This window comes from Propionibacterium ruminifibrarum (genome assembly GCF_900289195.1).
In the GTDB taxonomy this organism is placed as follows: Bacteria; Actinomycetota; Actinomycetes; order Propionibacteriales; family Propionibacteriaceae; genus Propionibacterium; species Propionibacterium ruminifibrarum.
The window spans coordinates 269,957-291,488 of record NZ_OMOH01000005.1; the positions used below are offsets into that span (position 1 = coordinate 269,957).

Sequence of the window (21,532 nt, forward strand, 5' to 3'; positions counted from 1 at the left end):
GAGGCGGGTGTGAGTGACGAAGAGGACGAAGGCGCCGGCGCGGCTGACTTCTGGGCCATGACGCCTCCGCCGGAGCCTGATGACCCGGTGGAGCAGGATGCGTTGACCGATGAGTTGATTGACCGTGATCTGCTCGATCCGGTGACGGGGGCCGGACTTGCGCCGATGGGCGTAGCGACCCCGGTGCCGGAGGAATACTTCGAGCGGTTCGCGCAGATCTTCCCCCGGTCGATTCTGCGGGTGTGGCGGCGGTTCGGGTTCGAGGGCTTCGGTGACGGCCTGTTCTGGATCACCGACCCGCTGGAGTGGGCGCCGGTGGTGCAGATGTGGCTGGAGCCGGTGAGGGATCGGCTTCCGTTCACGGATACCTGGTACTGCCTTGCCCGTGACGCCATGGGGAACCTGTTCCTGTGGGGTGAGAAAACCGGCCGCAGTCTGGAGGTCGACCCCACTCGTGTCGAGGTGATCATCGACCAGCTCGCCTTACTGTCCTTCGACGATCCGGCGGTCCGTGAACGAGCCGGACGTGTCCGGTTCATCGGTCCCGCTGGCCGGATCGTTGAGGATCCTGAGGACGACGAGGATGACATGGAACCGCTGTTGGCGCCGCAGGCCCTTGAACGACTGGGCCCGGTCGACTCGGGGCAGGTGTACGGTTTCGTACTGCCACCGGCGCTGGGCGGGCAGCTCAGCGTCGACAATCTGCGGATCGTTGACGCGCAGACCTACCTGACCCTGCAGGCGCAGCAGGACGAGATCACTGTGAGCGATCCGGTCGGCGCCAACTGGGGGCAGGTCTCCACGCTCATCGGTGCCGATCCAGTGGCTCCCCCGGTTGAGCAGATGGGTGAGGAGAACGGCGGGGCGGCCGGTGCCGGGCAGGGCGATGCCGGCTCGGCGATCCCGTGGCACATGGTTCCTGAGCCGTCCGATCCGGCCGCGCAGGATGCGCTGACCGATGAGGTGATCGACCACGATCTACTGGGGCCCGGGGGCGCGAACCTCAAGCCGATGGGTGTGGCCGTACCGGTGCCCGAGGAGTACTTCGAACGGATGGCAGTTTTTGTCCCGCGGTCGGTGCTGAGGGTGTGGCGGCGGTTCGGGTTCGAGGGTTTCGGCGATGGCCTGTTCTGGATCACCAATCCGTTTCAATGGATGACGGTGGTGAAGATGTGGCTGGACCTGGTCTGGGACCAGCTGCCGTTCGCGGACACGTGGTTCTGTGTGGCTCGCAGCGCCATGGGGGATCTGTTCCTGTGGGGGGAGGACAGCGGCAGAAGCCTGACGATCAATCCCGCCTACGGAGAGGTGATCATCGATTGGCCCGCCATATTGTCCTCCAGCGATCCTGATCCCGCGGCGCGACAGCGGGACGGTCGCGCAGTTTTCACTTCTGCGGCGGAATGGAGTGTGACGGAGCCTGCGGATGATCTGGAGCGACCGCTGGCGCCGCAGGCACTCAAGCGGCTGGGTCCGGTCAATTCAGGGCAGATGTACGGGTTCGTCGTGCCGCCGACGCTGGGCGGGCCACTCAGCGTGGAGAATCTGCACATCGTCGACGCCATCACCTACCTGACCGCGCGGGTATGGCAAGGTGGGATCAGGGTGGATGATCCGATGAGTGACTACGACAACAGCTGATATGACTAGGGGTTTTGTCACGTGGGAAGGACGAGGAGCCGCCGGACGGGGTGCCTGGCGGCGCCTGTCTCGTGTTGGCCCGGGGTGGTGCCGGCGAGGTCCCGGCGGTCGCGGATCGTCTTACCGGGAACGTAGCGGTGCTGGTGGTGCCGGGCCCGCATCAGATCCGAACGGCAGTCCTCACACGCCCTGAAGATCTCTCCGGTCCACACATCCACCGCATGCGCCACCACACAGCGGGCGTGCACATCCTGACCATCACTCGTACGCCCGCGTGAACAACCGGGGCCTCCCACACATGACCGCGTGAGGCCGGACAAGCCCGCCCTGCCCGGCAGCCCACGCATCGTTACGCGGCAAGCCACCGGCCCACCAGAACCTCACCACAACCCGGGGCCACCCACATACCGTCTAGGCTCGTGTGCAGCGGACCGCGACACGGGTGTGCGGTGAGGAGGGGCCATGGCAGCACGCAGGACGACACTGGCGGGCATCCTGGCGCGGCGCGGGTTCACCGGCGCCGCCCACGCCGCCGAGGTGCTCGAGTCGCTGCCGGTCGACCCGGCCGGGCTCATCGACGAGCTGGCCGCCACGGCCGACCCGGACCTCGCCCTCACCGCCTTCGCCGAACTCCTCGACAAGGACCCCGAGCTCATCAACGAGGTCATGGGCGACGGCGACTGGCGCCGCCGCCTGGTCACCGTCATCGGCTTCAGCCAGGCCCTCGGCCGCCACCTGGGCGCCCACCCGCAGGATGTGCGCGTCCTCGCCGACGAGCCGCAACGGTGGACCGCCGCACGCATCCGCGCCGACCTGCTCACCGCCATCGGGCTGGGCGAACTCGTCGACGCCCGACCCGACGAGCTGGCCTGGGCCGTCGCCACCGAACCCGATGCCGCCGACCGGCTGCGCCTGGCCAACAAGCGCCACCTGCTGCGGATCGCCGGGCGTGACCTGTCGGCCGACGACCCCCCGGAGATCGTGAGCTCGGTCGCCTCCGAACTCGCCGACCTCGCGGACGCCATCATGGGCTGCGCACTCGCGATCGCCCGCGGGCAGGTCACCGAGCAGGCAAAGGCCAGGCTGGGGGTCATCGCGCTCGGGAAGTGCGGAGCCCAGGAGCTCAACTACCTGTCCGACATCGACGTGCTCTTCGTCGCCGAACCCGCCGACGAGTCGGTCCCCTCCTCGGAGGCCACCGCGGTGGGCAATCTCATCGCCGCCGCCATGACCCGCATCTGCTCGGCCCACTCCGCCAGCGGCACCATCTGGCAGGTCGACGCGGCACTGCGCCCCGAGGGCAAGAAGGGCCCGCTCACCCGCACCCTGTCCGGGCACCGGGCCTACTACGAGCGCTGGGCCAGGAACTGGGAGTTCCAGGCCATGCTCAAGGCCCGCCCCATGGCCGGCCACCCCGAGCTGACGGCCGGTTTCTGCCGGATCGTCGAACCCCTTGTCTGGCAGGCCGGCGGCCGCGACGACTTCATGAGCGAGGCGCAGGCCATGCGCCGCCGGGTCGTCGACCTCATCCCGGCCAAGGACACCGAGACCGAGATCAAGCTCGGCGCCGGCGGCCTGCGCGACATCGAGTTCAGCGTGCAGCTGCTCCAGCTCGTCCACGGCCGTGTCGATGAGCGGCTGCGCCTGCGCGGCACCCTGCCCGCCCTGCGGGCACTGGCCCAGCACGGCTACATCGGCCGCGGTGACGCCTCCGAGCTCGACCGGGCCTACCGGTTCGAGCGTGTCGTCGAGCACCGCATCCAGCTGTTCAACCTGCGCCGCAGTCACCTGATGCCGCTGTGCGACGACGACCGACGCCGCATCGCCCGCTCCCTGGGCATGCACGAAGGTGAGGAACTGTGGCACGCCTGGCGCAGCACGGCCCGTGACGTCGAGCACCGGCAGCGCCGCATCTTCTACTCGCCGCTGCTGGAAGCCGTCTCGCAGCTGTCCGACGAGGAGCTGCGGCTGTCCCCGCAGGCAGCCCAGGACCGCCTCAAGGCCCTCGGCTTCGCCGACCCGCGCTCGGCGCTGGCCCACATCGAGGCGCTCACCAAGGGGGCCAGTCGCACAGCTGAGATCCAGCGCCAGCTCATGCCCGCCATGCTCGGCTGGTTCGCCGAGGGCCCCAACCCCGACCTCGGCCTGCTCAGCTTCCGTCAGCTGTCCGAGGCGATGGGCGGCACCAGCTGGTACATGCGCGCCCTCCGGGACGAGGGGCAGATGGCCGAGTCCCTGGCGACGATCCTGTCGAGCAGCCGCTACGTCATCAAGATGATCGGCTACGTGCCCGGCGCGGTGCAGATGCTCGCCGACAGCTCCCAGCTCGCCCCGCGCAGCCGCGAGAGCCTCTCCGAGACGATGAGCGCCGCAGCCCGCCGCCACGACGACACCGAGGAGGCGATCGAGGCGCTGCGCACCATACGGTGCCGCGAACTCACCCGCCTGGCCCTCGGCGACGCCCTCGGCCTGGTCACCACCCAGAACGTGGGCGCCGGACTGTCGTCGGTCATGGCCGCGACCATCGAGGTCGCCCTGGCCATCATCGGGCGCGAGCAGATCGACCCGGTGCCGCCGATCGGGGTCGTCGCGATGGGACGCTGGGGCGGCGCCGAACTCAGCTACGGTTCGGACGCCGACGCCATGTTCATCGTCCCCGACGGCACGAGCAGCGAGCAGCTGGCCGTCGCCACCCGCGTCGTGGCCCGCCTGCGCGCCCTGCTCAACGCGCCGGGACGCGGCCCCGCCCTGCGGGTCGACGCCGACCTGAGGCCCGAGGGCAAGGAGGGTCCGATGGTGCGTACCCTGTCCGGCTACCTGACCTACTACGAGCGGTGGTCGAGCACCTGGGAGCACCAGGCCCTCGTGCGGGCCGACTACGGCGCCGGCGACCGCGGACTCGTCGACGCCCTGCTGGACGGCATCGCGCCGCTGCGCTACCCGCCCGGCGGTCTCAGGGCCGAGCAGGTGACCGAGATCCGCAGGCTCAAGGGGCGGATGGAACGCGAACGCATCCGGCGCGGCACCGACCCGCACCGCAACCTCAAACTCGGCCCCGGCGGCCTGTCCGACGTCGAGTGGACCGTCCAGCTGCTGCAGATGCAGCACGCCGGCGACCTCGAACAGCTGCGCACCCCGACGACGATGACCGCGCTGGCCGCCCTGCGTGAGACCGGTCTCGTGGGCGAGCACGACGCCCAGGTGCTCGGGCGGGCGTGGCGGCTGGCCAGCGCGCTGCGCGACCACACGATGCTCGTCAGCGGCCGCTCCAGCGACCTGCTGCCCTCGGACCCGCGCGACCTGGCGGCCATCGCCCTGCAGATGCGCCGGGACATGAAGAACGCCTCCGAGCTCATCGAGGACTGGGAACGCACCTCGCGGCGCGCCTCGAACGTCGTCGACCGCATCTTCTGGGAGCGTGACGCATGAGGCGCCCGAGATTCCCGCAGGGCACCGGCCGGAACCCCGGTGCCGGGCGACCGGAGCCGGGCCGGGGCGCCGACCGCGATGACGGCGCCCTGGTCGTCTTCGGCGGGACGAGCGACATCGGCCTTGCCATCGCGGCGGAGCTGCTGGCGAGCGCGCCCCGACCCGTCGTCCTCGTGTGCCGGGCGGGCGCGCCCCGGCTGCCCGCGGCCCGCCGGGCGATGCTCGACGCGGGCGCGACCCGCGTGCGGGTCATCGACCTCGACGTCACCGACCTGGGGGCCCACGAGAGGGCCGTCGACGAGGCCTTCGCCGACCCGGTCGGCCGTGTCATCGTGGCCTTCGGGGTGCTCGGCGACCAGGAGCGGGCCTGGCAGGACGCGGACGCCGCCGTCAACGTCTTCACCGTCAACACGACGGCCGCGGTGAGCATCGGCGTGCTCGTCGCCCAGCGGCTCCGCGGGCAGGTGTGGGCGACCGGGCGGCGCGGCCGCATCATCGCGATCAGTTCGGTGGCGGCCGAACGGGTGCGGCGCTCCAACTTCGTCTACGGCGCCTCCAAGGCCGGTATGGACGGCTTCTTCACCGGCCTGCGGGAGGCCCTGCGCCCCGACGGCATCGGCGTGCTCCTCGTCCGCCCGGGCTTCGTGCGCAGCGCGATGACGGCGGGGCGTCGCGTCGCGCTCGCGGTCGACCCTGAGCAGGTCGGCCGGGCCGTGGCCAGGGCCGACGAGGCCGGCCGCGAGCTGGTGCGCGTGCCGGCCGTCTTCGGGCCGCTCATGGCGGTCTTCACCGTGCTGCCGTCGTCGCTGGCACGCCGACTGCCCTGGTGATGATCTGCTGAACGGCGGTGGTTCTCAGCCGGCCCCGGCGGCGATGCCGTCCAGGAGCAGCTGGACGCCGGCGCGGAAGTCCGTCTCGCCGTCCTCGGCCGCGAGGGCCGCGCCCCCGTCCGCGCCGGCCAGCGGGGACAGTTGGGCGCGCTGCTGCTCCTCGTTGACGTGGCCGATGACCAGATGGACGAGTGTGCGGGCGCCCAGACCGGCCCGCGCCTGGTCGAATCCCGCCGCGATGAGCGCCGCCGCGGGCCCCTCGGCCAGGTCGGTGGCCGCCATGTTGATGGCTCGCATGCTGGCGAGCAGATCGGCTGAGTCGCGGTGGGCCAGCAGGCGGGCCCGCAACTCGTCGGCCCACGCGGCCAGGGACTGGCGCCACGGCCCGGCGGGGACCTCGAGGCCGTCGAGAATGGTCGCGACGAGTCTGGCGAGCAGGGTCTGCTTGTTGGCGACGTGCCAGTAGAGCGCCCCTGCCTTCACGTCGAGGGTCCCGGCCAAGCGGCGCATCGTCAGATCGGCCAGGCCGTACTCGTCGAGAATGCTCAGGGCCGCGTCGATGACGTCCTTCTCGGTCAGTGCCATGCTGCGATCAGCCCAGCGCGTCGTAGAGGTCGTTCGTGAAGGCGCCGAGCTCTTCGGCGGTCGAGCCGGTCGCGGTGACCTGGATCAGCCCGCCGGTCAGCTCGCGGGTGCAGGTGGTGGCGTCCGGTACGTCCTGGGGCGTGCCGCAGTGGGAGGCGCCGACCGTCGTCGAGCCGGTCGTCCTCCTGCGCTGCGACTCCAGGTAGCCCTTGTCCCGGGTCGCGATGAGGGTCACGAGACGGGTGCCGGTGCCGTCGGTGTAGAGGCCGGTCTGCAGGACGGCCGACGAGTTGTCGATGGTCGTCGGCGCCGGGGTGGGGGACTCCCGGGTGCTCCAGCCCGCGATCTGTGCGGGAAGGACGAGTCCCTCGGCGGCCAGGGGCGACGGGCTGCCCGATGCGCTCGAAGCCGGGCTGGAGGGGCTCGCTGCGGTGGAGCTCGCCGAGGGCTCCGGTGCCGGCGGATCCGCGCACCCGGCAAGCGCCAGCACGGCCAGTGCCGTGCCGCCGATCGCGAGTGAGTGCTTCAGGAAGCCCATGAGGCCAAGTATGGCAGTCCCGATGGGCTGAGAAACGAGCGTCTAGAACTTGCAGATACAAGTGAAAGCTCTTACTGTTACAGATGATGTCGAGGACTTCTCGCGAGGGCTCTCGCATCAACTCGGCAGGGTGTTCAAGGGAGGAAGCCGATGGCCATCGTGACCGACGCCGAACATGTCCTGACAACTGCCGAGGATGCGCGGGCAGCCGAAACCGTGGCCGAGGAGATGCGTCGTCCCAAGGCCGTTCTGCACATTGAGAACCTGCCGCTGCGAACCGTGGAGCTCATTCTCCGGGTACTCGACGTGACGGCAAGGGGAGGGACTCTCAGTGTCACCGCTCTGCCCGAAGAGCTGACGACGTCCACCGCGGCCAAGATCCTCGGCATCTCGCGCCCCACCCTGATGAAGATGATCCGTGAAGGCCGGATCCCGGCCCACGAGGTGGGGACGCACCACAGGCTGAGGACCGAGGACGTCTTCACGGAGCTGCATGAGCGCCGTGAACGCCAACGCGCAGCCTTCGCCGAACTCCTCGAACTGGAAGGTGATGAACTGTGACCCTCGTCCTGCCGCTCTGCGTGGAAGGACGTTCTTCTCGTGAACAGCATGCCGAAGGATGTGCTGTTACGCTTGGCGAGTGATGACCCTTGGGGGAACCTCGATCTTCCCTGACGCCAACTTCTGGATGTCCAGGACACTTCGGGACTGGCTGATCCAGATTTATTTGGTGCCAGAGCATGCCCCTTTCATGGTCTACTGGACTGAGGATGTTTACGCTGAAACCGCTTATCACCTGCGACGGAAACACCCTGAGTGGGATGGCAAGAATGTCGCAAAGTTTCGGGAAAAGTTTGAGGTCGTGTTCCCGGCGGGACGGCTGGATGATTTCGATGGGCGGCCTGACAACGTTGTTCTTGCAGATGAGAACGATCAACACATTCATGCGGCAGCGGTTGCTTGCCGGGCTGATTACGTGGTGACCAGTGACAAGGGTTTTCACGCTGTGAACCGGGATGAGCTTCCTTACGAGGTCTATACCCCAGACGAGTTCTTCACGCTTGTCGACGAGTCGATGCCATCTGTCGTACGGGCGGCGGCTCTACTTCAGTTCAGATACTGGGAGGGTAATACCGACGAACCTGATATCGCGGCTCACCTGAGGAAAGCAGGGTGTCCAGAGTTTGCGTCACGTGTCGGTCGGCACTTGTACTTAGCGTTGAGCGGCTCGAGCCATGGCCATGCCCCTATCTGACGCTGAGAGGTTAATTTAGCCCAGATCAGTACGGAAGTGACCGGGGGTGGGCAAGGGTCCTTCGAACGGGCTTCTGGATGGCTTAAAGTGCCTTCGGGCCCGCCTCGGTTGAGACGGACCCGAAGACGTGGATTCGAGGCGGCGGATCAGATCTGGTAGTACAGGTCGAACTCGTAGGGGTGCGGGCGCTGCTGCAGCTCGGCGATCTCCTCGCGCTTCATGTCGATCCAGGTGTCGATCAGGTCGGGCGTGAAGACGTCACCGGCGAGCAGGTACTCGTTGTCCTCCTCGAGGGCGTTGAGCACCTCGGCCAGGGAACTGGGGACCTGGTCGACCTCGTCGTACTCTTCGGGCGGCAGCTCGTAGAGGTCCTTGTCGATGGGCGCCGGGGGCTCGATCTTGTTCTGGATGCCGTCGATGCCGGCCATCAGCTGGGCGGCGAAGGCCAGGTACGGGTTGGAGCTCGGGTCGGGGCAGCGGAACTCGATGCGCTTGGCCTTCGGGTTCGGGCCCGTGACGGGGATGCGGATGCAGGCCGACCGGTTCCCGTTCGAGTAGACCAGGTTGACCGGGGCCTCGAAGCCCGGCACCAGCCTGTGGTAGCTGTTCACCGTCGGGTTGGTGAAGGCCAGCAGGCTGGGGGCGTGCTTGAGCAGGCCCCCGATGTAGAAGCGGGCCATGTCGGACAGCTGGGCGTAGCCGTTCTCGTCGAAGAACAGGGGCTCGCCGTTCTCCCAGATGGACTGGTGGCAGTGCATGCCCGAGCCGTTGTCGCCCGCGACGGGTTTCGGCATGAAGGTGGCGCTCTTGCCGTGCCGGTAGGCCGTGTTCTTCACGATGTACTTGAACTTCATCGTGTCATCGGCGCTGGCGAGCAGCTCGTCGAAACGCCAGTTGATCTCGGCCTGGCCGGCCGAGCCGACCTCGTGGTGGGCGCGTTCGATGTCGAGGCCGGCCTTGAGGCAGTACGTGACCATCTCGTCGCGCAGGTCGACGTAGTGGTCGGTGGGGGCGACGGGGAAGTAGCCGCCCTTGACGCGGACTTTGTAGCCCTGGTTGCCGCGTTCCTCCTCGCGTCCGCTGTTCCAGGCGGCCGCCTCGGCGTCGACCGAGTAGAAGGACTGGTGGCCGTTGGTCTCGTAGCGCACGTCGTCGAAGACGTAGAACTCGGCCTCGGGGGCGAAGTAGGCGGTGTCCCCGATGCCCGTGGTGCTGAGGTAGGCCTGGGCCTTGCGGGCGATGTTGCGGGGGTCGCGGCTGTAGGGCTCCTTCGTGATGGGGTTGTGCACGAAGAAGTTGACGATGAGAGTCTTGTGATCGCGGAAGGGGTCGAGCCAGGCGCTGGACGGGTCTGGCATGAGGGCCATGTCGGACTCGTTGATGGTGGCGAAGCCCTTGACCGAGGAACCGTCGAAGGCGAGGCCCTCGGTGAAGGCCTCGGGGCCGAAACCACTGGCCGGGACGACGAAGTGCTGCATGACGCCGGGCAGGTCGCAGAAGCGTACGTCGATGAACTCGACGTGCTCGTCCTCGATGAACTTCAGCAGGTCGTCGGCGCCTTTGAACATGATGTCCCTCCGGGAGAGTCGAGCGCGGCCCGGTGCCGTGCTCGTGCGGTGTCGGGGATCACGCTACTAGCAGTTGAGTCTCCCCGTGTTGCACGCGTGTTTCACCAAGGTATCGGTTCGGTCCGGGCGGCCTTGACGAGACCCCGGTCAATGCCGGGAGGGCTGCCGCGGTGGGGGCGGTGCGGGCCCGGTGGTCTCCTCGGCCGTGCCGGCATGCTCATGGGCCCGACCGGGCAGGGTTGTGCTCGCCGGTATTTCTTTAGGAAAGCCTTCCCAATATATGTGCTTGAATGTTAGCCTCAGTGCGCCTGAGGCCTCGGGTCATGCTGCGGCTCGGACCCCACACGGGAGCGGCACCGGGATTCGAGGCCGATGGTCCAGCTCGGGTCGGATCCTGCTGTGTTCGGGACGACGAGGCCCGCGGCGCATCATGCATCAGGCCCATAGCGAGAACCGGGGAAGGTCATGGCCGACAACGAACCGACAGGGCAGCCGGGGCAGGAGACGCGGAACGGTTCGGCCCCGTCTCCTGGCGCCATTGCCGTACTGACACGCTTCATGCGCCCCGTGAGACGCACCATCGCCCTGGGCGTGCTCCTGACGGCACTGTCCTCGGCGTGCACCTTCGTCCCGTACCTCGTCATCACCCGCATCGCACAGCAGGCGCTCTCCGGCCGGATCCCCTCGCCGGGGGCACTCGCCGGCCCGCTGGCCGCAGCCGCCGTCGCCGCGTTCCTGGGCCGGGCGCTCTTCGGCATGGGAACAGGCATCTGCCACTACGCCGACGCGGACTTCCGAGTCGGCGTACGAGAGGAACTCATCCGGCACCTGTCCCGGGTGCCCCTGGGGTGGTTCCTCGACAACCCCTCCGGCCAGGTGAAGCAGGCCGCCTCCGACGACGTGCTGTCCATGCACCAGGCGGTCGGACACGCCCCGGCGGACATCACCGCGGCGCTCCTGTCCCCGCTGATCCCGCTGGTCTACCTGTTCACCGTCGACTGGCGGTTCGCGCTCATCCTGCTGCTGTACGTCCTGGTTGGCCTCGGCGTTTCGCTCATCCCGATGAGCAAGGACCACGATCGCCTGAACCGCGAGTACAACAACGCCATCGTCGAGCTGTCCGCCGCCTCGGTCGAGATGATCGACGGCGTCGAGGTGGTGAAGACCTACGGCACCTCGGCCCGCGCCAACCGGCGTTTCACGCAGGCCGTCGATCGCTTGGCCGACATCGCCTATCGCTGGGGCATCAGCACCGCGGGGCCGTTCAGCACGGTCGCGGCCCTGTTCTCGCCGGCCGTCATGCTCATCCTGCTCTGTGCACTCACCATCTTGTTCGTCACACGGGGCTGGCTGGGGCTCGTCGACTGCGTCCCCTTCCTCATCCTCGGCGTCGGCATCCCCAGCGCCCTGTTGAACATGGCCACATCCCTCGGCTTCCTGCGTCTGGCCCTGCAGAGCAGCGGGCACTTGGGCACCGTCCTGGCCGCAGAGCCCCTGACCGAGCCCGACGAACCCGGCGAGTTCCCCGACGGCGAGCTGAGCGTGCAGATGGAAGGGGTGAGCTTCGCCTACGGCACGCAGTCGGCGCCGGTGCTCACCGACGTCGACATCACGCTGCGCCCGGGCACGGTGACGGCACTGGTCGGGGACTCGGGCAGCGGCAAGACGACCCTTGCGCGCCTCATCCCGCGCTTCTGGGACCCGACGTCGGGGGTCGTCAGGATCGGGGGAGTGGACCTCCGCGACGTGACGACCACGCAGGTGCTGTCGAGGACTGCCGTGGTGCTGCAGGACAGCATGCTGCTGCGTCAGAGCATCCGCGACAACATCCGCCTCGCGCGGCCCGACGCGGACGACGACGAGGTCGTCGCGGCGGCCCAGAACGCCCAGATCCACGACCGCATCATGGAACTGCCCCACGGCTACGACACCATCATCGGCTCCGACGACGGCGAGCTCTCCGGCGGCGAGGCCCAGCGCGTGGCCATCGCCCGCGCCATCATGCAGGACGCGCCGATCCTCATCCTCGACGAGGCCACCGCTCACGCCGACCCCGAGAACGAGGTGGCCATTCAGGACGCGCTCGCGCACCTGGCCCGGGGCCGTACGACCGTCGTCATCGCGCACCGACTCAACACCATCACCCACGCCGACCAGATCCTCGTCGTCGAGCGCGGGCGCATCGTCGAACGCGGCACCCACGACGAACTGCTCGCCGGAGGCGGACGGTACGCGGCGCTGTGGGACAAGCAGCAGGTCAAGGATGAGGAGGGACTGGCGCGATGATCATCGACCAGATGGACCGGCTCGCCGCCGGCCGCACCGGTGTCCTGCCGCAAGCCGGGGTCTACGTCGGCACCGGCCTGCTCGAGGCCGCCATTTTCGCGCTGCTGTTGCCGCTGTTGCGCGCCCTCGTCGGCGGCGACGTCGCCCGGGCGCTCGTCCTGCTCGCCGCGGGGGCCGGGGTGGCCCTCGTCTACGGCGTCGTGCTGTACTGGGCTGACAACCGCGGCTATCTCATCGGCATCAAGCACGTGCTCCGGCCGATCCAGCACCGGCTGGGCGACCACCTGGTTCAGCTGCCCCTCGGCTGGTTCACCAAGGAACGCAGCGGCCAGATGTCGACCCTGCTCACCCACGACCTGCAGATGGTCATGAACATGCCCAGCATCTTCATGCGCCAGCTCATCTTCTCGGTACTGACCCCGGTGACGGTCGCCGTCCTGTTCTTCGTCGTGGACTGGCGGGTGGGGCTCTCGTTCCTCGTCCTCACACCCGTGCTGTACGCCAGCTCCCGCTGGATGGCCAGGGCCGTGGGCGACGGGCACTTCGAGGAGGAACGGGCCGGCGCGGAGCTGTCGTCCCGCATCCTGGAGTTCGCTCAGGCGCAGCCGGCCCTTCGCTCGGCGAACCGGAACGAGTCGGCCTGGGGAGCCCTGGGTGAGGCCATCGGGACCGACCGGCACGCCACAGTCCGCACCCTGCGCATGACGGGCCTGCCCATGTGGACGCACACCCTGCTCGTGCAGAGCATCTTCGCCCTGGTGCTCGTCACGGCGGCACTCGTCCTGGCCACCGGCGGCATCGGCGTCGCCGACTTCGTCTTCGTCGCCGTGCTGGCGCTGCGCGCCGTCGACGCCCTCAACAGCATCGGGCAGCAGGGCATGAGCATCCGCGTCACGCAGAACGCCCTCGACGCCGTGCAGCGCGTCCTGGACGAGGAGCCCCTTCCCCAGCCCGAAACGCCGAACCGGGCCGACGGTTCGGGCATCACGTTCGACCACGTGAGTTTCTCCTATGACGGCGAGCGCACAGTGCTGGACGACGTGAGCCTTGACATCCCTGAGCGCACGCTCACGGCGCTGGTGGGCCCCAGCGGTTCGGGCAAGACGACACTCACCCGTCTCATTGCGCGCTTCTGGGACGCGACGGGCGGCAGCGTGCGCATCGGCGGCACCGATGTGAGGGAGCTGAGCACCGAGGAGCTCATGAGTCGCATGGCCCTCGTGTTCCAGGACGTCTACCTGTTCGACGGCACCATCGAGGAGAACATCCGTCTCGGCCGGCCCGACGCCGACGATGAGCAGGTGCGCCATGCCGCCCGCCTGGCCCGGCTGGACGAAGTGGCCGAGCGGCTGGAGGACGGCTGGGACACCCGCGTCGGCGAGGGCGGCAACCGTCTGTCGGGCGGCGAACGCCAGCGCGTGTCCATCGCCCGGGCGCTCCTCAAGGACGCACCCATCCTGCTCTTCGACGAGGCGACCGCCGCGCTCGACGCCGAGAACGAGGCGGCCGTCGTCGAGGCCATGCACGAGCTGGCACGCGACCGCACCGTCGTGGTCATCGCGCACCGCATGTCCACCATCGCCGCAGCCGACCAGATCGCCGTCCTCGAGGACGGGCGCATCACCCAGCTCGGAACCCACGAGGAACTCGTCGGTCTGCCCGGCCGCTACGCAAGCTTCTGGGAGGAACGCCTGAAGGCGCAGGGCTGGCACATCACCAACGACTGACCTGCGCTCGTCCTGCGGTTGTCGTGGGAAGACGCACAACAACCGCAGGGCGATGCTGGTCCTGCGGTTGGGGTGCTGCTCGTTCTGCTGTGTGGATGATCCTGCGGTCTGCGTTCGGGCTGCGGTCGTCGTGAAAAGACGCACGAGAACCGCAGGGTGAGACTGGCCCTGCGGTTGGGCGGAGGTTCACCCTGCGGTTCTCGGCGGACGTCGGCGCGTCGTCACGAGGTGGTGCGGGGGAAGCGCTGCGCGAAGTCGAGGGCGACGTCCTTCATGTAGGCGAACTCGACCCCGTCGGCCTCACGCATGTGCGCGATGAGCCTTTCCAGCATGAGCAGGTTCTGCGGGTGGCCCGACACGTCGGGGTGGATCGTGATGGGGAACACCGCGTAGTCCATCTCCCGCTGCACCCAGTCGAACTGGTCGGTCCACAGCTGCTCGATGTCCCGCGGCGACACGAAGCCGTGGCTGGTGAAGCTCGACTTGATGAACATCATCGGCGGCAGGTCATCCAGGTACCACGACGCCGGCAGCTCGATGAGGTCGGTCTCCTCGCCCCGGACGAGCGGTTTCATCCACTCGTAGGCCGACTCGGCCTCGTAGTCGATCTTCGTCCAGGTGTCACCCACCCTGACGTAGTAGGGGGTGTGGTCGTTGTGCATGAGCGAGTGGTCGTAGAGGAAGCCCCGCTCCACGAGCAGTTCGTTGGTGATGGGGGAGAACTCCCACCACGGCGCCACGTACCCGACCGGGCGGGTGCCCGACCGCTTCTCGATCAGGTCGGTGCAGTAGTCCAGGATCTCGGTCTCCTGGCGGCGGGTCATCGCGATCGGGTTCTCGTGCGAGTAGCCGTGCACGCCGATCTCGTGGCCGGAGGCGACAACCTGGTCGAACTGCTCCGGGAAGGTCTCGATCGAGTGCCCCGGCCAGTACCAGGTGACGGGCAGTTCCTGCTGCTCGAACAGTTTCAGGAGCCGTGGCACGCCGACCTCGCCGGCGAACATGCCGCGCGAGATGTCGCCGGGGGAGTCCTGGCCTCCGTAGGACCCCAGCCAGCCGCCGACCGCGTCGATGTCGATGCCGAACGACACGTAGATCTTCTTCGACATGGTGATCACTCCTTGTCCACTCGTGGTGTCAGACGTAGCAGTAGAACTGCTCGCGGAAACCGTCGGCCGATGCCCCGTTCGCGACGAGCAGGGCCGACAGGATCCGGGCCTGGTATGCGTTGAGGTCGCCGGAGGGGACCGCGCCGGCGTCCACCAGGTCGACCCCGCCCCCGTTGCCGTAGACCGGCACCGTGGGACCTGATGCCACCCGGGTGGACAGGACGACGGGGATCTGGGCCCTGGTGGCGCGTTCAACCTGCTCACCGAAGCCGATACCGGCGTTGCCGATGCCGGTGCCGGCGAGCACGATCGCGTCGGCGCCCTCGTCGATCACGTGGGAGAGCACGCCCGGCGTCGCGCCGAGGTAGCAGGGCACGACCTCGACCCTGGTCCGGTCGAAACGTTCACCCGGAGCGGGCAGCGGCGGGAACCTGCGGGGGACGGCGACCTGGTGCAGCTGCTGGTCGCGGACGGTGGCCACCACGGTGCCGCCGTCGAACGCCGACAGCGACCAGGTGCGGGCCTTCCGGGTGCCGCGGGCGGAGCGGACCTCGCCGGCGAAGCAGATCAGTACGCCGCAGCCGCGCATCGCCGGGGAGGCCGCAACGGTGATCGCGTCGTTGAGATTGCCCGGCCCGTCCGGGGCGGGGGAGTCCGCGGTGCGCTGGGCGCCGGTGAGCACCACGGGCTTGGGACTGTCGTGCACCAGGTCGAGCAGGAACGCCGACTCCTCCATCGTGTCGGTGCCATGGGTGATGACGACACCTGCGCAGTCCTCGTCGGCGAGGGCCTCGGCGACGGCCCGTTGCAGCACCCGCAGATCTGCGAACGTCAGCAGATAGCTGCCGGTCTTGAGCACGTCGGTGGCGCACACCTCGATCCGGCCGCCTGCCTCGCCCACGAGCAGGGCGGCGTCATCGCTGGCCGTCGCGCCACGGTACTCCTCGCCGGATCGCGACGAGATCGTCCCGCCCGTGCCGAGAACCCGCACATGAGACACCTCGTGCTCCTTCCTCCGGAAGTGCGCACCGCGGTCACCATTGACCGCGACATGACGGACCCGTAGGGGGCGAGGCGCCGCCGGCCCGGCCGACGCCGGATGGCCGGGGCCTGCCCGGCGGTGGTCCCGATGACCGGCCGCGCGGCCGCCTCAGCAGCCCGCCCTGGAGGTTCGTTGCAACTCACGATACGGTCCTGCCGGCCCCGAAGTCCATGGATCCGGTGGCCCAGTTGCGTCCCGGCCGCTCCGGCCCCGACCGGCACCGCGTCTCAGCCCAGCTGCTCGGCCAGTTCCAGCCAGCGTTCCTCGAGTTCGGCCATCTCGGCGTCCATCGCGTGCAGCTGCCCGGTGAGTTGCGTCAGCGCCTCGTAATCGGACGGTTCGACGCCCGCCATCTGCTCCTGCAGCTCCTGACGCGCCAGGGTGAGCTTGTCGATGCGCCGCTCGATGGCCCTCGACCGTTTCTGCATGGCTCGAAGCTCCGCGCCCGAAACCCCGGAGGAGCCGGCGGCTGCCGGCGTGGCCCCGGCGCTGGCGGCCGCGGCGGCCTTCTCCTCCGCGCGCAGCCGAAGGTACTCGTCGACGCCGCCGGGCACATGACGCAGCCGCCCGTCCAGCAGCGCGTACTGCTGGTCGGTGACCCTCTCGACGAGGTAACGATCATGCGAGACGACGATGAGGGTGCCCGGCCAGGAGTCGAGGAGATCCTCCAAGGCCGCGAGCATGTCGGCGTCCACGTCGTTGGTCGGCTCGTCAAGGATCATGACGTTCGGTTCGTCCAGCAGCAGGAGCAGGATCTGCAGGCGCCGCTTCTGGCCGCCGCTCAGCTCGCCGACACGGGTGGCGAGGTGCTCGTGGGCGAACCCGAGACGCTCCAGCAGCTGGGCGGGGGTCAGGTCGTGTCCCTCGACGCGGAAAGTCGTCCGGGTCCGGGCCAGCACCTCACGGACGCGGTCGCCGGCGATCTCGGCGAGCCGGCGGAACTGCTGGTCGAGGATGCCGATTCTGACGGTCTTCCCCCGCCGGACGCGGCCGCTCGTCGGTTCCAGCGAGCCGCTCACCAGGCCCAGCAGCGTGGACTTACCGGCGCCGTTCACGCCGAGCACACCGGCGCGTTCGCCGGGGCCGATGCGCCAGGTGATCTCGTGCAGCACCTCGTGCCCGTCGAAGCTGACACTCGCGTCCTCCAGGTCGACGACGTCCTTGCCCAGCCGTGCGACGGCCAGCCGCTGCAGTTCCAGCGGGTTGCGCACGGGCGGCACGTCCGCGATGAGCGCATTGGCCGCCTCGATGCGGAACTTCGGCTTGGACGTGCGGGCCGGTGCGCCACGGCGCAGCCAGGCGAGTTCCTTGCGCATGAGGTTCTGCCGTTTGGCCTCGGTGGCCGCCGCGATGCGGTCGCGCTCGACGCGGGCCAGGACGTAGGCCGCGTAGCCGCCCTCGAAGGGCTCGACGATGCCGTCGTGCACCTCCCAGGTGGCGGTGCAGACCTCGTCGAGGAACCAGCGGTCATGGGTGACGACGAGCAGGCCACCGGCGTTCGGCGGCCAGCGGTGCGTGACGTGCCCGGCCAGCCAGGTGATCGCCTCGACGTCGAGGTGGTTGGTGGGTTCGTCGAGGATCAGCAGGTCCCACTCGCCCACGAGCAGCGCCGCGAGTTCGACGCGGCGGCGCTGGCCCCCGCTGAGGTCGCCGATCGGCGCGTGCCAGTCGAGGTCGGACACCAGCCCGGCGATGACGTCGCGGATGCGGGCCTGCCCGGCCCACTCGTACTCGGCGCGGTCGCCGACGATGGCGTGGCCGACGCTCTCGGCGGGGTTCAGCCCGTCGGACTGGGACAGCATGCCCACGCGCAGGCCGTTGCGGTGGGTGACCTGGCCGTCCTGGGGCGTGATGGTGCCGGCGAGCAGTCCCAGCAGGCTGGACTTGCCGTCGCCGTTGCGACCGACGATGCCGATGCGGTCGCCCTCGTTGACCCCGAGCGTCACCTGGTCGAGGACGACCCGGGTGGGGTACTCCAGGTGCAGGTCCTCCGCGCCCAGCAGGTGCGCGCCCATCAGCGCCGGCCCCCGGCTGGGGACACGGCAGCGGCCGCTCGGCGGCTCATCCGCGCATGGCGCGGCGCGACACCTTCATGTTGCCGCTGGTGGGGAGGGGGCCCTTGGGCAGCGGGACGCGCGAGTGCATCCGGTCGAGGCCCTTGAGCCGGTAGGCGATCTCCTCGATCTGCTCCTTGTTGAGGGTCTTGGGGAGCTTCTTGATGTGAGCGGTGAGGTCCTCGAGCGGCACCTGGCCCTTCTTGTCGCCGATCATGATGGTCTGCACCTCGACGCCGTAGAGCACCTGCTTGTAACGCTTCGCCTCGGCGCCGAGCAGATTGTGGGCGCCCTTGCCGTCGCCGATGAGGATGAGACCGCCGGGGCCGACGGCGCGGTGCACGCAGTTCATCTGACGGTCGACCGCGACGGCGGCGGTGTAGTGCCACTTCTTCTTGTCGAGCATGCTCAGGGCCATCTCGCCGCCGCCGGGCTGGTCGACGGCGCGGGCGAACGCGGCCTTCTTGACGACGCGCTGCATCACGTACATGGCCAGCGTGAGGCCGCCGAAGAAACCGACGATGATCCACATCACCATCGGGTCGAGCAGCAGCCCGAGTACCACGCCGACGGCGGTGCAGCCGAGCACGCAGGCCAGCAGGATCCACGGGGTCGACGACTTGTACTGGGCGGCGAGCTTGTAACTCTCGCGCAGCTGCCGGACGGTGCCCCAGTCGGAGGGATTGTCGGAGTGCTTCTTGGCTTCCTTGAGGGCCTTGGCCTCGGCCTTCTGCTTCCGGGCCAGCTCCTTCGCCCGCTCACTCGCCATGTCCGTCTCCTCGCCCTCGTCCCGGGTGATGCCGCGCCCCTCGCTGCCAGCGGTGCAGCGTGAACGGTTGTGCCGGGCACATTTTAGTCCAGGGCACGGTCGCCCCGAAGACATCTCGCTCGGGGCCGCCCCGGAGACCCCCGTGCGTCGCCGAGGAGACATCGGCCCGACACGCCGTGACCGAGGGGACCGCCGGGATCGTCGCGCCGGCCGTGCCGCTGACCCCGCGGCCTCCGGCCGTCGTCGGCCCGTCCGGCATCATCCCTGGTCGCGCCGCACACGCCGTTGACTCCCCGCAGGACCGCTCCCTAAGCTGACAGCTGAACCGCGCGCGGCGCGGTCGGCTTCCGGCGGCATGTCAACGACGACAGGCAGGAGACACATCATGAGCAGGATTCTGGCCTCTCCCGGCAGCTACATCCAGGGTCCCGGCGAGATGGCCCATCTCGCCGAGTACTGCCGGCACATCGGCGCCACGAGCGCCTACCTCATCGTCGGCCCCTTCGTGAACACCACGTACAACACCCGGATCACCGCCTCCTTCGAGCCGGCCGGCATGTCCTGCACCCTCGCGGTGTTCGGCGGGGAGTGCTCGCGGGAGGAGTTCGCCCGCCACGCCGAACCGGTCCGCCAGTGTGATGTCGTCGTCGGCATCGGCGGCGGCAAGACGCTGGACACCGCGAAGGCCGTGGCCCACTACGCGGGTCTTCCCGTCATCATCGCGCCGACGACGGCGTCCACCGACGCCCCCTGCTCTCGTCTCAGCGTGGTCTACACCCCGGGCGGGGCGTTCGAGTCCTACCTGTTCCTGCCCTCCAACCCGGTGATGGTCGTCATGGATCTCGACATCATCGTGCAGGCACCGGCTCACTTCCTCGTGGCGGGCATGGGGGACGCCCTCGCCACCTTCTACGAGGCCGACGCCTGCCGCCGGGCCGATGCCCGGACGATGGCGGGCGGACGCTCCACCAATGCGGCGCATGCACTCAGCAGGCTGTGTCTGGACACCCTGCTCGACCAGGGCGACGAGGCGCGGATCGCGGCTGAGCAGGGCGTCATCACCAAGGCCTTCGAGGCCGTGGTGGAGGCCAACACGCTGCTGTCCGGGATCGGTTTCGAGTCCTCCGGGCTGGCTGCCGCCCACGCCATCCACAACGGACTCACGGTGCTGGAGCAGACCCACCAGCAGCTCCACGGCGAGAAGGTGGCCTTCGGCACCCTCACCCAGCTCATCCTCGAGAACGCGCCCCGCGAGGAGTTCGAACGGATCGTGCGGTTCTGCCGCACCGTCGGCCTGCCCACCCGTCTGGCGGATCTCGGTCTGGACGGAGTGGGCGACGACGACCTCATGACGGTCGCCGAGGCGGCGTGCTCGCCAGCGGACACCATGGCCAACATGCCCTTCGCAGTCAGCCCGTACGACGTGTTCGCGGCTCTCCGCGCCGTCGATGCGCTCAGCGCCGCCGTGAAGTAGGGCGCTGCTCCTCCAGCTCCGGCCCTCTGCCGGGGACGGCCGAGCCCCGGTTGCACCAACGACGATGCGGGGCGGTGAGACGATCTCACCGCCCCGCATCGGGGGTTCACCGCGTGCCCTGCTAGCAGGGGGACTACTGCGCCTGGCCGAACTCCCCGCCGAAGTCACCGGCCTCGAGACGAGCCTTGACGGCCGACAGGAAGCGGCTGGCGTCGGCGCCATCGACGAGACGGTGGTCATAGGTGAGCGACAGGTACATCATCGGACGGATCGCGATGGTGTCGTTGCCGAAGCCGTCGGTGACGACGACCGGACGCTTGACCATCGCGCCGGTGCCCAGGATCGCCACATTGGGCTGGTTGATGATCGGGGTGTCGAACAGGGTGCCGGTGGAGCCGTAGTTCGTGATCGTGAACGTGGCGCCGCTCAGCTCGTCGGGGCCGATCTTGTTGTCGCGGGCGCGGGCGGCCACGTCCCCGATCTTCTTCGCGATTCCACCGACGTTGAGGTCCCCGGCCCCCCTGATGACGGGCACCAGGAGGCCCCGGGGGGTGTCGACGGCGATGCCGATGTCCTCCGACTCGTGGTAGGTGATCGTGCCGGCCTCCGAGTCGATGCTGGCATTCACCTTCGGGAAGTCACGCAGCGCCTCGGTGGCTGCTTTCGTGATGAAGGCCAGGTAGGTCAGGCCCACGCCCTCGCGCTTGCGGAACTCGTCCTTGGCCTTGGCACGCACCCGGGTGACGGCGGACAGGTCGACCTCGACGGTTGCGGTGAGCTGAGCCGAGACCTGCAGCGACTCGCGCATGCGGGTGGCGACGATCGAACGCAGCTTCGTCATCTTCTCGGTCGTGCCCTTCTTGGCGGCCTCGGGGGACGGGGCCTTCTCGGCAGCAGGTGCCGGGGCCGCTGCGGCGGCCTGCTGAGCTGCCGCGGCGGCCTTCTGCGCCTCGATCGCGTCCTCGACGTCCTGCTTGCGGATACGGCCGCCGACTCCCGTGCCCGTGACGGTGGCAAGGTCGATGCCGTTGTCGCGGGCGAGCTTGCGGACAAGCGGGGTGACGTAGCCCTCGAACTCGGGCAGCGTGGCCCGCGGCGCGGCGGGTGCGGGGGTCGTGCCGGCGGCGGGCGCGGCGGCTGCTGGTGCCGGTGCTGGCGGTGCGGGTGTTTCGGCCGGGGCGGCTGGTGCTGGTGCGGCGGGTGTGGCCGGTGCCGGGGTGGCTTC

At 69.0% G+C, this 21,532-nt stretch carries 16 protein-coding genes; 8 read left to right on the forward strand and 8 right to left on the reverse strand.

Annotated features, from left to right (window positions below):
• Positions 1-9 precede the first annotated feature (9 nt).
• The 3 genes from PROPJV5_RS07940 to PROPJV5_RS07955 all read left to right on the forward strand — a co-directional run bounded on the left by PROPJV5_RS07940 (position 10) and on the right by PROPJV5_RS07955 (position 5,900).
• Positions 10-1,641: a GAD-like domain-containing protein gene (locus PROPJV5_RS07940; protein ID WP_182858640.1), complete on the forward strand. Its 1,632-nt coding sequence runs from the start codon at positions 10-12 to the stop codon at positions 1,639-1,641.
• Between the two features lie 462 nt (positions 1,642-2,103).
• Entirely contained in the window at positions 2,104-5,070 is a 2,967-nt protein-coding gene (locus PROPJV5_RS07950) for a bifunctional [glutamine synthetase] adenylyltransferase/[glutamine synthetase]-adenylyl-L-tyrosine phosphorylase (protein WP_119715810.1), read from the forward strand.
• On the forward strand, positions 5,067-5,900 hold the full coding sequence (locus tag PROPJV5_RS07955) for a decaprenylphospho-beta-D-erythro-pentofuranosid-2-ulose 2-reductase (protein ID WP_119715811.1): 834 nt from the start codon (positions 5,067-5,069) through the stop codon (positions 5,898-5,900). Before PROPJV5_RS07950 ends, PROPJV5_RS07955 begins: the two co-directional genes overlap by 4 nt.
• A gap of 24 nt (positions 5,901-5,924) precedes the next feature.
• Here the strand turns inward: PROPJV5_RS07955 and PROPJV5_RS07960 are convergent, their stop codons facing one another.
• Both PROPJV5_RS07960 and PROPJV5_RS07965 read right to left on the reverse strand, forming a co-directional pair.
• Entirely contained in the window at positions 5,925-6,485 is a 561-nt protein-coding gene (locus tag PROPJV5_RS07960; RefSeq protein ID WP_119715812.1) for a TetR/AcrR family transcriptional regulator C-terminal domain-containing protein, read from the reverse strand.
• 7 nt (positions 6,486-6,492) lie between these two features.
• Positions 6,493-7,023 (reverse strand): hypothetical protein, encoded by a 531-nt coding sequence (locus tag PROPJV5_RS07965; RefSeq protein WP_119715813.1) that lies wholly within the window; start codon positions 7,021-7,023, stop codon positions 6,493-6,495.
• 150 nt (positions 7,024-7,173) lie between these two features.
• Between PROPJV5_RS07965 and PROPJV5_RS07970 the strand changes: the two genes are divergently transcribed.
• Both PROPJV5_RS07970 and PROPJV5_RS07975 read left to right on the forward strand, forming a co-directional pair.
• Complete coding sequence (locus tag PROPJV5_RS07970) at positions 7,174-7,584, forward strand: helix-turn-helix domain-containing protein (RefSeq protein WP_119715814.1); 411 nt, start codon at positions 7,174-7,176, stop codon at positions 7,582-7,584.
• 82 nt (positions 7,585-7,666) lie between these two features.
• Positions 7,667-8,278 carry a PIN domain-containing protein gene (locus PROPJV5_RS07975; RefSeq protein WP_239018436.1) on the forward strand — a complete coding sequence of 204 codons (612 nt, stop codon included), beginning with the start codon at positions 7,667-7,669 and terminating at the stop codon, positions 8,276-8,278.
• A 146-nt stretch (positions 8,279-8,424) separates the two neighbouring features.
• On the opposite strand, the gene glnA is transcribed toward PROPJV5_RS07975, so the two are convergent.
• A complete protein-coding gene (gene glnA / locus PROPJV5_RS07980; protein WP_119715816.1) occupies positions 8,425-9,846 on the reverse strand; it encodes a type I glutamate--ammonia ligase in 1,422 nt (473 codons plus the stop codon).
• 567 nt (positions 9,847-10,413) lie between these two features.
• Between glnA and PROPJV5_RS07985 the strand changes: the two genes are divergently transcribed.
• Together PROPJV5_RS07985 and PROPJV5_RS07990 are read left to right on the forward strand one after the other, a co-directional pair.
• Entirely contained in the window at positions 10,414-12,132 is a 1,719-nt protein-coding gene (locus PROPJV5_RS07985; RefSeq protein WP_220474388.1) for an ABC transporter ATP-binding protein, read from the forward strand.
• On the forward strand, positions 12,129-13,859 hold the full coding sequence (locus tag PROPJV5_RS07990; protein ID WP_119715818.1) for an ABC transporter ATP-binding protein: 1,731 nt from the start codon (positions 12,129-12,131) through the stop codon (positions 13,857-13,859). The genes PROPJV5_RS07985 and PROPJV5_RS07990 overlap by 4 nt, the downstream gene beginning before the upstream one ends.
• A gap of 221 nt (positions 13,860-14,080) precedes the next feature.
• Here PROPJV5_RS07990 and PROPJV5_RS07995 read toward each other — a convergent pair whose 3' ends face one another.
• From PROPJV5_RS07995 to PROPJV5_RS08010, 4 genes are all read right to left on the reverse strand, one after another.
• A complete protein-coding gene (locus PROPJV5_RS07995; protein WP_119715819.1) occupies positions 14,081-14,968 on the reverse strand; it encodes a polysaccharide deacetylase family protein in 888 nt (295 codons plus the stop codon).
• 28 nt (positions 14,969-14,996) lie between these two features.
• A complete protein-coding gene (locus PROPJV5_RS08000; protein WP_119715820.1) occupies positions 14,997-15,968 on the reverse strand; it encodes an asparaginase in 972 nt (323 codons plus the stop codon).
• Positions 15,969-16,237: 269 nt separating this feature from the next.
• Positions 16,238-18,028 carry an ABC-F family ATP-binding cassette domain-containing protein gene (locus tag PROPJV5_RS08005; RefSeq protein WP_220474390.1) on the reverse strand — a complete coding sequence of 597 codons (1,791 nt, stop codon included), beginning with the start codon at positions 18,026-18,028 and terminating at the stop codon, positions 16,238-16,240.
• 43 nt (positions 18,029-18,071) lie between these two features.
• Positions 18,072-18,833, reverse strand: coding sequence for a DUF4191 domain-containing protein (locus tag PROPJV5_RS08010; protein WP_119715822.1), 762 nt, complete (start codon positions 18,831-18,833; stop codon positions 18,072-18,074).
• A 385-nt stretch (positions 18,834-19,218) separates the two neighbouring features.
• Here PROPJV5_RS08010 and PROPJV5_RS08015 point away from each other — a divergent pair, with 385 nt between their 5' ends.
• Entirely contained in the window at positions 19,219-20,307 is a 1,089-nt protein-coding gene (locus PROPJV5_RS08015) for a glycerol dehydrogenase (protein WP_119715823.1), read from the forward strand.
• 133 nt (positions 20,308-20,440) lie between these two features.
• Here the strand turns inward: PROPJV5_RS08015 and sucB are convergent.
• On the reverse strand, positions 20,441-21,532 hold a 1,092-nt coding region (sucB, locus tag PROPJV5_RS08020), incomplete at its 5' end, for a 2-oxoglutarate dehydrogenase, E2 component, dihydrolipoamide succinyltransferase (RefSeq protein ID WP_119715824.1).

What these genes read in the sequence shown, in the direction of transcription:
- PROPJV5_RS07995 (WP_119715819.1), bottom strand. Translation starts at nt 14,968, where the DNA reads ATGTCGAAGAAGATCTACGTGTCGTTCGGCATCGACATCGACGCGGTC.
- PROPJV5_RS07970 (WP_119715814.1), top strand. Translation starts at nt 7,174, where the DNA reads ATGGCCATCGTGACCGACGCCGAACATGTCCTGACAACTGCCGAGGAT.
- PROPJV5_RS07975 (WP_239018436.1), top strand. Translation starts at nt 7,667, where the DNA reads ATGACCCTTGGGGGAACCTCGATCTTCCCTGACGCCAACTTCTGGATG.
- PROPJV5_RS08010 (WP_119715822.1), bottom strand. Translation starts at nt 18,833, where the DNA reads ATGGCGAGTGAGCGGGCGAAGGAGCTGGCCCGGAAGCAGAAGGCCGAG.
- PROPJV5_RS07990 (WP_119715818.1), top strand. Translation starts at nt 12,129, where the DNA reads ATGATCATCGACCAGATGGACCGGCTCGCCGCCGGCCGCACCGGTGTC.
- PROPJV5_RS07955 (WP_119715811.1), top strand. Translation starts at nt 5,067, where the DNA reads ATGAGGCGCCCGAGATTCCCGCAGGGCACCGGCCGGAACCCCGGTGCC.
- glnA (WP_119715816.1), bottom strand. Translation starts at nt 9,846, where the DNA reads ATGTTCAAAGGCGCCGACGACCTGCTGAAGTTCATCGAGGACGAGCAC.
- PROPJV5_RS07950 (WP_119715810.1), top strand. Translation starts at nt 2,104, where the DNA reads ATGGCAGCACGCAGGACGACACTGGCGGGCATCCTGGCGCGGCGCGGG.
- PROPJV5_RS07960 (WP_119715812.1), bottom strand. Translation starts at nt 6,485, where the DNA reads ATGGCACTGACCGAGAAGGACGTCATCGACGCGGCCCTGAGCATTCTC.
- PROPJV5_RS07965 (WP_119715813.1), bottom strand. Translation starts at nt 7,023, where the DNA reads ATGGGCTTCCTGAAGCACTCACTCGCGATCGGCGGCACGGCACTGGCC.
- PROPJV5_RS08015 (WP_119715823.1), top strand. Translation starts at nt 19,219, where the DNA reads ATGAGCAGGATTCTGGCCTCTCCCGGCAGCTACATCCAGGGTCCCGGC.